The sequence below is a fragment of the Pseudorhodoferax aquiterrae genome (genome assembly GCF_014652235.1).
Taxonomy (GTDB): Bacteria; Pseudomonadota; Gammaproteobacteria; order Burkholderiales; family Burkholderiaceae_C; genus Pseudorhodoferax; species Pseudorhodoferax aquiterrae.
The window spans coordinates 1-13,586 of record NZ_BMYK01000018.1 but is presented as its reverse complement, the minus strand read 5'-3'; the positions used below and the strand labels follow the sequence as shown (position 1 = coordinate 13,586).

12 protein-coding genes are annotated in these 13,586 nt (G+C 69.3%); 11 read left to right on the top strand and 1 reads right to left on the bottom strand.

The genetic code is table 11. From position 1 onward, the window contains the following. Positions 1-3: 3 nt before the first annotated feature. Complete coding sequence (gene ylqF / locus IE209_RS22510) at positions 4-945, bottom strand: ribosome biogenesis GTPase YlqF (RefSeq protein WP_189689157.1); 942 nt, start codon at positions 943-945, stop codon at positions 4-6. A gap of 242 nt (positions 946-1,187) precedes the next feature. Here ylqF and IE209_RS22505 point away from each other — a divergent pair, with 242 nt between their 5' ends. The 11 genes from IE209_RS22505 to IE209_RS22455 all read left to right on the top strand — a co-directional run bounded on the left by IE209_RS22505 (position 1,188) and on the right by IE209_RS22455 (position 13,435). After that, on the top strand, positions 1,188-1,991 hold the full coding sequence (locus IE209_RS22505; protein ID WP_268245973.1) for a class II aldolase/adducin family protein: 804 nt from the start codon (positions 1,188-1,190) through the stop codon (positions 1,989-1,991). A gap of 48 nt (positions 1,992-2,039) precedes the next feature. Next, on the top strand, positions 2,040-3,602 hold the full coding sequence (locus IE209_RS22500) for an ABC transporter substrate-binding protein (RefSeq protein ID WP_189689156.1): 1,563 nt from the start codon (positions 2,040-2,042) through the stop codon (positions 3,600-3,602). 174 nt (positions 3,603-3,776) lie between these two features. After that, complete coding sequence (locus IE209_RS22495) at positions 3,777-4,751, top strand: ABC transporter permease (RefSeq protein ID WP_189689155.1); 975 nt, start codon at positions 3,777-3,779, stop codon at positions 4,749-4,751. Positions 4,752-4,760: 9 nt separating this feature from the next. Continuing rightward, positions 4,761-5,603 (top strand): ABC transporter permease, encoded by an 843-nt coding sequence (locus IE209_RS22490; RefSeq protein ID WP_189689154.1) that lies wholly within the window; start codon positions 4,761-4,763, stop codon positions 5,601-5,603. Positions 5,604-5,605: 2 nt separating this feature from the next. Beyond that, on the top strand, positions 5,606-7,240 hold the full coding sequence (locus tag IE209_RS22485; protein ID WP_189689252.1) for an ABC transporter ATP-binding protein: 1,635 nt from the start codon (positions 5,606-5,608) through the stop codon (positions 7,238-7,240). Beyond that, the gene (locus IE209_RS22480) at positions 7,237-8,145 is read left to right on the top strand and encodes a 2-hydroxyacid dehydrogenase (RefSeq protein ID WP_189689153.1); all 909 of its coding nucleotides are present in this window, start codon (positions 7,237-7,239) and stop codon (positions 8,143-8,145) included. Before IE209_RS22485 ends, IE209_RS22480 begins: the two co-directional genes overlap by 4 nt. A 17-nt stretch (positions 8,146-8,162) precedes the next feature. Further along, the gene (locus IE209_RS22475; protein ID WP_189689152.1) at positions 8,163-9,548 is read left to right on the top strand and encodes an aminotransferase; all 1,386 of its coding nucleotides are present in this window, start codon (positions 8,163-8,165) and stop codon (positions 9,546-9,548) included. A gap of 2 nt (positions 9,549-9,550) precedes the next feature. Continuing rightward, positions 9,551-10,588 carry a histone deacetylase family protein gene (locus IE209_RS22470; protein ID WP_189689151.1) on the top strand — a complete coding sequence of 346 codons (1,038 nt, stop codon included), beginning with the start codon at positions 9,551-9,553 and terminating at the stop codon, positions 10,586-10,588. After that, entirely contained in the window at positions 10,585-11,829 is a 1,245-nt protein-coding gene (locus tag IE209_RS22465; RefSeq protein ID WP_189689150.1) for a Zn-dependent hydrolase, read from the top strand. The genes IE209_RS22470 and IE209_RS22465 overlap by 4 nt, the downstream gene beginning before the upstream one ends. Then, entirely contained in the window at positions 11,826-12,716 is an 891-nt protein-coding gene (locus IE209_RS22460) for a DMT family transporter (protein ID WP_189689149.1), read from the top strand. Before IE209_RS22465 ends, IE209_RS22460 begins: the two co-directional genes overlap by 4 nt. Before the next feature lie 29 nt (positions 12,717-12,745). Next, positions 12,746-13,435 carry a GntR family transcriptional regulator gene (locus IE209_RS22455; RefSeq protein WP_189689148.1) on the top strand — a complete coding sequence of 230 codons (690 nt, stop codon included), beginning with the start codon at positions 12,746-12,748 and terminating at the stop codon, positions 13,433-13,435. The last annotated feature ends 151 nt before the right edge of the window (positions 13,436-13,586 follow it).

The window sequence follows — 13,586 nt, the reverse complement described above, 5'->3', positions numbered from 1 at the left end:
GATTCAGGACGCCGGGCCGCCGCCACGCTGCGGCTGCTTCTTCTGCTTGCGCGCCGCCTGCCTGGCCGCCCGCGCCGCATCGGCCAGATCGGCCTGCGCCCGCCAGCCCGCGAACTCCTCCAGCGTCTCCAGCGTCACGCGGCCCCAGGCGCCGCTGCGAAAGTCGTGGATCGCGATCTCGGCCGCCTTCTGCAGGTCGGGACGCCCGCCCGGCAGCAGCGGTGCGCGCCGGCGGCCGATCTCGGCCAGCACGGCCTCGTCGTTCAGGCCCCCCATGTCCTGAAGCTTGTAGCGCTCGCGCAGCCGCTCCGGGTAGCGGCCCAGCATCTGGGTGAGCAGGGCCAGCGACACCTCGACATCGTCGTAAGCGTTGCGGCCGACCGCGCCGCTGGCGGCCAGCAAGTCGCCGCTCTGCGCCACGGCGATGCGCGGCCACAACATGCCGGGCGTGTCGTAGAGGTAGAAATCGTCCTCCAGCACGATGCGCTGCTCGGTCTTGGTGACGCCCGCCTCGTCGCCGGTCTTGGCCTTGCGCTGGCCGCGCAGGCTGTTGATCAGCGTGGACTTGCCCACGTTGGGGATGCCGCAGACCAGCACGCGCATGGGCTTGGCCATGCCGCCGCGGTTCGGCGCCAGCGCCCGGCAGGCCGGCGCCAGCGCACGGATCGGCGCGGCCATGCCCGCATCCAGCGCGATGGCGTTGGTGCCGACCAGCGCCTGGTAGTGGGCCAGCCACTGTGCGGTCTGTTCCGGGTCGGCCAGGTCCTGCTTGGTCAGCAGCTTGAGCGCGGGCTTGCCCTGGGTCAGCTCGGCGATCAGCGGGTTGGCACTGGAGCCCGGCAGGCGCGCGTCCAGCAGCTCGATCACCACGTCGATCTCGGGCAGGCGCTCGGCGATGGCCTTGCGCGTCGCGTGCATGTGACCGGGAAACCATTGGATGGACATGCGTGCGGGCTCTCTGTGCGGATCGGGGGCCGGATTGTCCGCCAACTGCCGAACCGCCCTGCCCGCACGGCTGGCGTGCGCGCCGTGCACGCGGCTGGTGCATTTGCGGCCCCCAATGCACGCTGGAAAGACCGAACGCCGGGTTTTTGCCGATGTTTCGGCTGGCACGGGATCTGCATGATGTCAGCTGTCGACAGATGACAGACAACACTTCAGGACACACCGTGGAAACAGCAGAACGCATCGCCCCGGCCCAGCCCGCCGCCCCCAAGGCCAGCCGCCCCGCCATGTCGGCGGCCGAGCGCCAGGTCCGCGAAGATCTGGCGGCCGCTTACCGGCTCGTCGCCCTGTACGGCATGGACGACAGCATCTACACCCACATCTCGGCGCGCGTGCCCGGCACCGAGGACCAGTTCCTGATCAACCCCTTCGGCATGCTGTTCCGCGACATCACGGCCTCCTCGCTCGTGAAGATCGATCTGGAAGGGAACATCGTCGAGCCCAGCGAATGGGACGTGAACCCGGCCGGCTTCACGATCCACAGCGCCGTGCACGCGGCCCGGCACGACGCCGCCTGCGTGCTGCACACCCACACCGTGGCCGGCGTCGCCGTCTCCTCGTTGGCCGGCGGCCTGCAGCCCTGCAACCAGTGGGCGCTGCAGTTCCACAACCGGGTCACCTACCACGCCTTCGAAGGCATCGCGCTGAACCACGAGGAGCGCGAGCGCCTGGTCGCCGACCTGGGGCCGACCTCGCGCGCGCTGATCCTGCGCAACCACGGACTCGTGACGCTGGGCCGCACCATCTCCGAGGCCTTCATCCTGATGCACAACCTGGAGCGCGCCTGCCGCGTGCAGGTCGCCATCCAGAGCACGGGCCAGCCCATCCACCCCGTGCCCGAAGAGATCTGCGAGCTGACGGCGCGCCAGTACGAGAGCGGCGACACCAACCGCCTGGCCGCGCAACCCACCGACCCCTACGCCCGCGAGTGGCGTGCCCTGCTGCAACGCCTGGAGCCGGCGTCCACCGCCGCCTACCGCGCCTGATCCCCTGCCTTCCCAGCCCTGCCCCATCCTCCAGAAAGGTCCGCACCGATGAAACGCCGCCACCTGATCCAAGCCGTCCCCGCAGCCCTCGGCCTGTCCATCGCCGGGGTGCCATTGCACAGCCTGGCCCAGGCCAAGAAAGGCGTCGTCAACGTGCTGGTCCAACCCGAGCCCCCGGGGCTCATGATGGGCATCGTGCAGAACGGCCCCACGCAGCTGATCGCGGGCAACATCTACGAAGGCCTGCTGCGCTACGACGAAAAGCTCGCACCCCAGCCCCAGCTGGCGACCTCCTGGACCGTGAGCCCGGACAGCAAGACCTACGTCTTCAAGCTCAAGCCCAACGTGAAGTGGCACGACGGCAAGCCCTTCACGGCCGACGACGTGGTGTTCTCCTGCGACGTGTTCCTGCGCAAGACGCATGCGCGTTTCCGCGCCAGCCTGGCCCATGTGGAATCGATCAAGGCGCTCGACCCGCTCACGGTGGAGTTCAAGCTCAAGCAGCCGTTCGGCCCCTTCCTGGGCATCTTCGAGAACGGCACCATGCCCATGGTGCCCAAGCACATCTACGAGGGCACGGACTTCCTGACCAACCCGGCCAACGCCACGCCCATCGGCACCGGACCGCTCAAGTTCAAGGAATGGGCCAAGGGCTCCTACATCCACCTGGTGGCCAACGAGAACTACCACCAGGCGGGCGCCGTGACCGTGGAGAGCGTGTACTTCCACGTGATTCCCGACGCGGCCGCGCGCGCCGCCGCCTTCGAATCGGGCAAGGTCGACATCGCGCCGGGCGGCACGGTGGAGTACTTCGACGTGGCGCGCCTGTCCAAGCTGCCGGGTGCGGCCGTCACCACCAAGGGCTGGGAGTTCTTCGCGCCGCACAGCTGGCTGTGGATCAACAACCGCACCAAGCCCATGGACAACGTGAAGTTCCGCCAGGCCATCTGGACCGCCATCGACCGCGAGGCCATGGCCAAGATCGCCTGGTACGGTTTCGCCAAGCCAGCCACGGGCCCGTTCAACAGCCACATCGCCTTCGCCAGCGACGACGTCGCCAAGTACCCGCGCGACCTGGCCAAGGCCAAGAAGCTGCTGGCCGAGTCCGGCTACAAGGGCGAGACCATCCGCCTCCTGCCCCTGCCCTACGGCGAATCCTGGCAGCGCCAGGCCGAGATCGTGCGCCAGAACCTCACGCAGGCCGGTGTCAAGATCGAGATGGTCGCCACCGACGTGGCCGGCTGGAACCAGCGCTGCAACGAGTGGGACTTCGACCTGGCCTTCACCTACGTCTACCAGTACGGCGACCCGGCCCTGGGCGTGGGCCGCAACTACACCAGCGACAACATCGCCAAGGGTTCGCCCTTCAACAACGTGGCCGGCTACACCAATGCCAAGGTCGACGAACTGTTCGCCGCCGGTGCCAAGGAGGGCGATCCGGCCAAGCGCAAGGCGATCTACCTGGAAGTGCAGAAGCTGCTCGTCGAGGAAGTGCCCGTGGCCTGGCTGCACGAGATCAACTTCCCGACGCTGTACCGCAACAAGATCCAGAACATCGTGACGTCCGGCATCGGACTCAACGACAGCCTCGGTCGCGTGAAACTTTCGTAACCCCCAGTCTCCGCGCTGCGCGCTCCGCCAACCCCCTTCCGCTGCGCGAAGGGGGCGCACCCAGCGGCCTGGCAGAGCCAGTTCCGCGGCTGCACTGGCACGGCCTGCTCCGCGGCCATTCGAACCGTGCCGTACCACCCCGTCGGGTGAGACTCGGCCACCTGGATCACTGCGATGAAACGACTCCAGTTCATGTCCGTGCGTGTCCTGCAAGGCCTGTTGGCCCTGCTGGTCATCGCCACCGCCAACTTCATGCTGGTGCGCGCCGCGCCGGGCGACCCGGTGTCCATCATGGCCGGCGAGGCCGGTGCGTCCGATCCGCAGTTCGTGGCCCAGCTGCGCGCACAGTTCGGCCTGGACCAGCCGCTGCCCACGCAGCTGGCCAACTACCTGGGCCATGTGCTGAAGCTGGACCTGGGCTACTCCTACCGCCAGCAGCAGCCCGTGGCCGACCTGATCCTGGAGCGGCTGCCCGCCACGCTGCTGCTCACGGGCACGGCCTTCGGCCTGTCGCTGCTGTTCGGCATCGTGCTGGGCGCGCTGGCCAGCCGCAACGCGGGCAAGTGGCAGGACAGCCTGATCACCGTGGTCGCGCTGCTGTTCTACGCCACGCCGCTGTACTGGCTCGCGATGATGGCCGTGCTGCTGTTCTCGGTGCAGATGGACCTGTTGCCGGCCTTCGGCTTCTTCACCGTGGGCGCCGAGCTCACGGGCATGGCCAAGGTGCTGGACATCGGCAAGCACCTGGTGCTGCCCGCGCTCACTCTGGCGCTGTTCTACATGGCCGTCTACGCCCGCATGACGCGCGCCTCCATGCTCGAGGTCGCGCAAATGGATTTCGTCAAGACCGCCCGGGCCAAGGGCGTGCACCCGGGCCGCATCCAGCGCAAGCACATCCTGCGCAACGCGCTGCTGCCCGTGGTCACGCTGGCCGGCATCCAGGCCGGCGGCATGATCGGCGGCGCCGTGCTGACCGAAACGGTGTTCGCCTGGCCCGGCATCGGCCGCCTGATGTTCGACGCGCTGCTGCAGCGCGACTACAACCTCTTGATGGGTTGCTTCCTGTTCACCGCGGCCATGGCCGTGCTGTTCAACCTGATTACCGACTTCGTCTACACGCTGGTCGACCCAAGAATCGAACTGGGCTGAGGTAACACCATGAAAAGCAGTTTCTGGCGGCGCTTTTGCCGCAACAAGGGCGCGGTCTTCGGCCTCATCGTGCTGATGCTGGTGGCCCTGGTCACCGTGCTGGGCCCCTTCATCGCCCACAACAACCCCTGGGACATGGTCGGCATGCCCTTCGCCCATCCCGGCGCCGAGCAAGGCCTGCCGCTGGGCACCGACACCATGGGCCGCGACATCTTCTCGGGCATCGTCGCCGGCGCCCGCGTCTCGCTGCTGATCGGCGTGGTCTCCACCGTGGTCTCGCTGCTGATCGGCGTGTCCATCGGCGCCATCTCGGGCTACTTCGGCGGCTGGGTCGACGCCACGCTGATGCGCTTCACCGAGCTGTTCCAGTCGGTGCCGAGCTTCGCGCTGGCCATCGTGCTGGTGGCCATCTTCGAGCCATCGGTCGGCTCCATCGTGGCGGCCATCGCGGTGGTGTCCTGGCCACCCGTGGCGCGCCTGGTGCGCAGCGAATTCCTCACGCTGCGCCAGCGCGACTTCGTGGCCGCGGCCCAGCTCGCGGGCCAGTCCACGCCGCGCATCATCTTGACGCAGATCCTGCCCAACGCGGCCTCGCCCATCGTGGTCATGGCCTCGCTGATGGTGGCCACGGCCATCCTGCTCGAATCCAGCTTGAGCTTCCTGGGCCTGGGCGACCCGAACCAGATGAGCTGGGGCTACATGGTCGGCTCGGCGCGCACGGTGCTGCGCCAGGCCTGGTGGATGGCGGTGTTCCCGGGCGTCGCCATCCTGCTCACGGTGCTGGCGCTGAACCTAGTCGGTGAAGGCCTCAACGACGGCCTGAACGCCCGTGCCGATGGGAGAGGGAAATGAAGATGGAAAACATCGAACTGCCGGTGCTCGACATCCAGGGCCTGGACATCCGCCTGCCAAAGGGGGGCGACCGCGAACTCGCCGTGCAGGGTGCCACGCTGCAGCTGCTGCCGGGCCAGACGCTCTGCGTGGTCGGCGAATCCGGCTCGGGCAAGTCCATGATCGCCAATGCCATCATGGGTCTCTTGCCGCGGCCGCATGTGGAGCCCGTGGCCGGCAAGATCCTGTTCGACGGCCAGGACCTGTTGACGCTCAGCGAAGCGCAGCTGCGCGAACTGCGCGGCCGGCGCATGGGCATGGTGTTCCAGGAACCCATGACGGCGCTGAACCCCGTCATGCGCATCGGCGAGCAGATCGCCGAGGTGTTCGATTCCCATGTGAGCCTGTCGGCCGCGGAGAAGCGCCAGCGCATCCTCACGGCACTCGCCGACGTCGGCCTGCCCGAGCCCGAGCTGCTGATCGACAGCTACCCCTTCCGCCTGTCGGGCGGCCAGCGCCAGCGCGTGATGATCGCCTGCGCACTGGTGCTGGAGCCGGCCCTCTTGATCTGCGACGAACCCACGACCGCGTTGGACGTGACCACGCAGGCGCAGATCTTGAAGCTCATCCGCGAACTGCAGCAGCGCAAGGGCACGGCCGTGCTGTTCATCACGCACGACTTCGGCGTGGTCTCCGAGATCGCCGACCAGGTCGTCGTGATGCAGACGGGCCAGGTGGTCGAGGCCGGCCCCGCAGCCGCCGTGCTGGCCAATCCCCAGCATGCCTACACGCGCAAGCTCATCGCCGCCATCCCCAACGGCCAGGTGCGCCAGCCGGCCGAGGAGCGCCACATCGACCATGTGCTGCAGGTGCAGGACCTGCGCAAGACCTACGTGACAGGCGGCAGCCTGTTCAGGAAGGGCCGGCGTGTGGAGGCGGCCAAGGGCCTGTCCTTCGACCTGCGCCGCGGCGAGACGCTGGGCCTGGTCGGCGAGTCCGGCTCGGGCAAGTCCACCGTGGGCCGCTGCATCGTGGGCCTGGCGCCGTTCGACAGCGGGCGCATCCTGTTCAAGGGCCGCGCATTGCAATCGGGCGCGCAGTTCCGCCAGCAGACGCAGGGCAAGATCCAGATGGTGTTCCAGGACCCCTACGCCTCGCTGAACCCGCGCCACCGCATCGGCTCGGCGATTGCGCAGGGCCCCATCACCCAGGGTCTGTCCAAAGAGAAGGCCATGGCCCGCGCCATGGAGCTGCTGGAGCTCGTGGGCTTGAAACCCGACGCGGCCGACCGCTTCCCGCACGAGTTCTCGGGCGGCCAGCGCCAGCGCATCGGCATCGCACGCGCGCTGGCCATGGAACCCGAGCTGCTGGTGGCCGACGAGCCGGTCTCCGCGCTCGACGTGTCGGTGCAGGCCCAGGTCTTGAAGCTGTTCGCCGAGGTGCGCGAGCGCTTCCAGCTGGCCATGGTGTTCATCACGCACGATCTGCGCGTGGCCGGCGAGATGTGCGACCACATCGCCGTGATGCAGCGCGGGCAGATCGTCGAGTACGGGGAGACCGCCAAGGTGCTGGCGAACCCGCAGCATGCGTACACGCGCACGCTGATCGAGGCGCAGCCTCGCTTGTCGGCTGCGGCCGCGGAGGCCGTCGCAGCATGACATTGAACATCGCGCTCGTCTCCGACCAGATCGCCATGGACTACCTGCGCCCTGCCTTCAGCGCGCGGTTTCCCAACGCCAAGTTGCACCGCATCGACACCGAGGTGCAGGAACTGGCGGCGCTCGAACAGATCGATGCCGTGGTCTGCTGGTCGCCCCCCGTCGGCCTGCTGGCCCGCATGCCCAGGCTGCGGCTGATCCAGTCGGTGGGCGCCGGCACCGACCACATCACGCGTGACACCGCGCTGCCCGACGTGCCGATCTGCCGCATCGTCGATGCCGAGATGGCGGCCGGCATGAACGCCTACGTGGCCTGGGCCGTGGTGCACGGCCAGCGCCACATGGGCGGCTACATCGAAAGCCAGCGCCGTGCGGCCTGGGAGGAATCGCCCGTCGTGCCACCGGGCCGGCACCGCGTGGGCATCGCCGGCCTGGGCGTGCTGGGCCAGTCTGCCGCCAAGGCGCTGGCGGCCATCGGCTACCGCGTGCGCGGCTGGAGCCGCAGTCCCAAGAGCGGTTTGCCCGAGGGTGTGGAGGCGTTCCACGGTGACGCATCGCGCGCCGAGTTCCTCGCCGGCTGCGACACGCTGGTCTGCCTGCTGCCGCTGACGGCGGACACCCACGGTATCCTGAACGCCGAACTGTTCGCCCAGCTGCCGCGCGGCGCCCACCTGGTCAACGCCGGCCGCGGCGCGCAACTCGTGCAGGACGACCTGCTCGGCGCGCTGGAGAGCGGCCAGATCGCCTCGGCCGTGCTGGACGCCTTCGTCGAGGAACCGCTGCCGCAGGCCCACCCCTTCTGGCACCACCCGCGCATCACCGTCACGCCGCACATTGCCACGCGCACTGGGCCCGAGGCCATCGCGCGGCAGACCGAAGACAACCTGAAACGCCTGAGCGTTTGAAACCACGAGGAGCCCCCATGGCCAAAGACCCGATGAGCACCGGCGAGAAGGACGTCGCCACCCACCTGCACTCCTACACCAACCTGGCCGCGCTGCCGCAGACGCCGCCGCTCGTGATCGTGGGTGGCGACGGCATCCACGTCGTCGACGACCAGGGCAAGCGCTATGTCGAAGGCATGTCCGGCCTGTGGTGCGCCTCGCTGGGCTTTTCCAACAAGCGCCTGGCGGCCGCTGGCGCCAAGGCCCTGGACACCCTGCCCTACTACCACACCTTCAACCAGCGCACCAACGTGGCCGTGGCCGACCTGGCCGAGAAGCTGCTGGCGCTGGCCCCCGCGCCCATGGCCCGCGTGTTCTTCGCCAACTCGGGCTCCGAGGCCAACGACAGCGCGGTCAAGATGGTCTGGTACTACCACAACGCCATCGGCAAGCCGCACAAGAAGAAGATCATCGCGCGCCGCAATGCCTACCACGGCGTGACCGTGGCCGCGGCCAGCCTGGGCGGCCTGGACGGCAACCACCGCGACTTCGACCTGCCGATCGCCACCGCACCGGCCGCACGCTTCCTGCACGTGGACTGCCCGCACCACTACCGCTACGCCGAGCCCGGCGAGACCGAGCAGGACTTCTCCACGCGCCTGGCCAAGCAGCTCGAAGAACGCATCCTGGCCGAAGGCCCCGACACCGTGGCCGCCTTCATCGCCGAGCCGGTGATGGGTGCAGGCGGCGTGCTGGTGCCCCCGGCCGGCTACTTCGAGAAGGTGCAGGCCGTGCTGCGCAAGTACGAGGTGCTCATGATCGCCGACGAGGTGATCTGCGGCTTCGGCCGCACGGGCAACATGTTCGGCTCGACAACCTTCGGCATCCAACCCGACATCCTGTCCTGCGCCAAGGCCCTGTCCTCGGGCTACGTGCCGATCTCGGCCGTCATGGTCAACGACAAGGTGCACAGCGCGATCGCGGCCCACAGCGGCAAGCTGGGCAGCTTCGGCCACGGCTACACCTACTCGGGCCACCCGGTCGCCTGCGCCGTGGCGCTGGAGACGCTCCAGGTCTACGAGGACGAGAAGCTCATCGACCATGTGCAGGCGCTGGCACCGGCCTTCCAGGCGGGCCTCCAGTCCTTCGCCGAGCGCCGCTGGGTCGGCAACGTGCGCGGCGTGGGCCTGATCGGCGCCATCGAGCTCATGGCCGACAAGGCCGCGCGCACGCCGTTCGCGGCCGACAAGAAGGCCGGCTACCGCTTCGCCGCGCTGGCGCTGGACGAAGGCCTGATCGTGCGCGCCATGGGCGACAGCATCGGCCTGTGCCCGCCGCTCGTCATCACCGCGGCCGAACTGGCCGACCTGTTCGCACGCCTGACCCGCGCCATGGACCGCTTCGACGCGGAAATGAAGGGTTGAACATGCAGGCCTTCTTCTCCGACGACCAGCTGCTGCACGACCCGCAGCAGTACATGCGCCTGGGCGTGATCTGCAAGCCCACCGACCTGCCCACGCGCGCCGAGGCGCTGATGGGCACGCTGGCCCAGCGCGGCATCACGGTCGCCGCACCGCCCGAGGCCGGCCGCGCCGCGCTGGAGCTGGTGCACAGCACGGACTATCTGGACTACCTGGAGACCGCCTACGCGCGCTGGCAGCAGGCCGGCGCCTTCGGCCTGCGCCCCGGCCCCGAGGTCCTGCCCAACCTGTCACCGCATGGCCCGCGCATCGGCCCCTGCCCCTCGCCCTCCGTGGTCGCGCAGACCGGCTGGTACATCGGCGACCTGTCCTGCCCCATCGGCCCGCACACCTGGCGCTCCGTGCTGCGCGCGGCCCATGCCGCACAGGCTGCGGCCGAGACCGTGCGCCAAAGCGGTGGCCTGGCCTACGCGCTGTGCCGCCCCTCGGGCCACCATGCCCAGCACGCCCGCGCCGGCGGCTTCTGCTACGTGAACAACAGCGCGATCGCGGCTGCCACGCTGCGCCAGACGCATGCGCGCGTGGCCGTGCTCGACATCGACGCCCACCACGGCGACGGCACGCAGCAGATCTTCTACGAACGTGGCGACGTGCTGACCGTCTCCACCCACGCCGACCCGGCCGGCTACTACCCCTGGTACACGGGCTACGCGCACGAGCGCGGCACGGGCGCCGGCGAGGGCTGCAACCTGAACCTGCCGCTGGCCCATGGCAGCGGCAACGCCGAGTTCGCCCAGGCGCTGGACCAGGCCATGGCCGCCATCGAGCGCTTCCAGCCCCAGGCCCTGGTGCTGCCGCTGGGCTTCGACACCTACAAGGACGACCCCATCAGCGTGCTCAAGTTCGACATGAAAGCCTTCCGCCTGGCCGGGGCGCGCGTGCGCGCACTGGGCCTGCCCACCGTGGTGGTGCAGGAAGGCGGCTACATGGTGGAAGCCATCGGCGCGGCGCTGGACGCCTTCCTGGAAGGGCTGAACGCATGACGGTGGCGATCGATGGCGAGCGGCTCTGGCAGAGCCTCATGGACCTGGCCCAGATCGGCGCCACGCCCAAGGGCGGCAACTGCCGGTTGGCCCTGAGCAAAGAGGACGGCCAGGGCCGCGACCTCGTGGTCGGCTGGATGCGCGAGGCCGGCCTTGAGATCACGGTCGACCAGGTCGGCAACATCTTCGGCGTGCGGCCGGGCCGCGACCCGGCGCGCAAGCCCGTCATGACGGGCAGCCACATCGACACCCAGCCCACGGGCGGCCGCTTCGACGGCTGCTTCGGCGTGATGGCGGGCCTGGAAGTCATGCGCACGCTCAACGACCAAGGCATCCAGACCGAGGCGCCGCTCGCGCTCACCATCTGGACCAACGAGGAAGGCACGCGCTTCGTGCCCGTCATGATGGGATCGGGCGTGCACTGCGGGGTGTTCCCGCTGGAGACGGCGCTCGCGGCCACCGATGTGGACGGCAAGGCCGTGCGCGACGAACTGGCCGCCATCGGCTATGCGGGCACGGCCCCCATCGGTACCGTGCAGGCCGGCAGCTACCTCGAAGCCCACATCGAGCAGGGCCCGATCCTGGAAGCCGAGGAAACCACCATCGGCGTGGTCACGGGCTCGCTGGGCCTGCGCTGGTACGACGTGACCGTGACCGGCATGGAGGCCCACGCCGGCCCCACGCCCATGGCGCTGCGCCGCGACGCGCTGTACGCCGCCACCCACCTCATGCAGGCCGTGGTCGACATCGCCAACGATCCCGCGTTCGCGCCATTGGGCCGCGGAACCGTGGGCGTGGTCAACGCCTACCCGGCCTCGCGCAACGTGATCCCCGGCCGTGTGCAATTCACGGTGGACCTGCGCCACGAGGACGCGGCCCTGCTGGAGCAGATGGAGCAGCGCTTTCGCGCCGCGGCCGCAGCGCTGGCTGCGGGCGAAACCACGGGCACACCCGTGCAGGTGGACATCGCCTTCGTGCAGGAATTCCCGCCCACGCCCTTCGACCGCACGCTGGTCGAGCGCGTGCGCAGCGAGGCCATCGCACGCGGCATGAGCCAGCGCGACATCGTGACGGGCGCCGGCCACGACGCCGTCTACATGGCGCGCTGCGTCCCCACCGCGATGATCTTCGTGCCCTGCAAGGACGGCATCAGCCACAACGAGGTGGAGGACGCCGATCCCAAGCACCTCGAAGCTGGGGCCAACGTCTTGCTCGGGGCCATGCTCGCCCAGGCCGCATGAGTTCCGTACCGGCCTCGACATCGGTGCCGCGCGACGGCGCGGCCACCGGCATTGCGCTGTTCCTGGGCGCGCTGGTGCTGTTCGCAGCCTACGACGCCTTCGCCAAGCAGATGGTCGCGCACTATGCGCCAGCCGTCGTGAACCTGGGCCGCTACACCGCCATCGGCGCGCTGGCCCTGGTGCTGCTGCTGCGCCACGGCGACCTGCGCCTGTGGCGCCAGCCGCACCAGAAGCTGCTCAGCGCGCGCAGCGTGTCGCTGGCCATCGTGGCGACCTGCTTCATGACGGCGCTGGTCACCATGCCGCTGGCCGAGGCCACGGCGATCTACTTCACGGCCCCGCTGATCATGGTCGCGCTCTCGCCCTGGCTGCTCGGCGAGCGCGTGGGCCGCGCGCAGTGGACGGCCGTGCTGCTGGGCTTCGTCGGCATGCTGTGCATCGTGCGGCCCGGCGGCAGCCTGCCGCTGGTCGGCACGCTGCTGATGGCGGTCTCGGCCGTCTGCTACGCGATCTTCCAGGTGCTCACGCGCAAGCTCTCGGGCCTGGTGCCCGCGCCGGTGCAGTTCGCCCACATGGCGCTGGCCTGCCTGGTCGTCACCAACATCCCCGTGCTGTTCATGCCGCACGTCCAGCTGCCCCCCTGGCCCGAGATGGCGCTGCTGGTCGCCGGCGGCGCCGTGAGCGGCTGCGCCCAGCTGCTGTTGCTGGCCGCCTTCCGCCGCGTCGGCGCGGCCACGCTGGCGCCGCTCAACTACGTGCAGCTGCTGCTGGCCGTGCTGATCAGCACGCTGTGGTTCCAGCGGCCGCCGGACGCGCTGGCCCTGGTGGGCATGGCGTTGATCGCGGTGGCCGGGATGTATCTCGCGCGGGCGCGCCGGCCGGGCTGAATGCAGGACACGAGACAAAGGGAGCACACATGACAACGAGCCGGCCCGAGGCCGCATCCCCGCCCGCCTTCTCCTCGATCCAGGTGCCCGACCTGGTCGGCGTGGTCGAGGCCCAGCTGCAGGAGGCCATCCTGTCGGGCCGCATTGGACCGGGCGAGCGCATCGTCGAGGCCGAACTCGCCAGGCAGATGGGCGTGAGCCGCGCGCCCGTGCGCGAAGCCGCGCGCCGGCTGGAGAGCCTGGGCCTCCTGGTCTCGCGCCCGCGCCATGGTTTTGCGGTGCGCACGGTCTCGGCCAAGCAGGTCAACGATCTGTACGAGGTGCGCATCCAGCTCGAGCTGCTGGGCGCGGCCCTGGCCTGCGCGCACGCCAGCGATGCCGAACTGGCCCAGCTCGATGCGCGCGTGGACGACATGGTCGCGCGCGCAGAAAGCCTGCCCTCGGCCGAGCGCGTGGCGCTGGACCTGGATTTCCACTTCGCGATCAGCGCGCTCTCGGGCAACCACTACCTGCACCGCCTGTTCGACAACATGCAGACCGAGGTGCGCATGTTTCTCGCGCTCAGCGAAGACAGCTACGGCGACCTCAAGGTGCTGGCCGAAACCCACAGGCCGATCGCCCACGCGCTGGCCAAGCGCGATGTGGACGCCGTGCAGCATGCGCTGCGCTTCCATCTGGAAGATGCCAAGGCGCATGCCGCCGGCCTGTTCAAGAACTGAGATGCGCGGCCCCACTACATCCCGTGGCCGAGCGAAGCGATGGCCCGAGTCCCAGGCCGAGCGCAGCGATGGCCCGGATCGGAATTTCCCCTGTGCCCCTGCCGAGGAGCGCAGCGCCATGGGCTGCGCAAGGGCACCTTGCGCTTTGTCA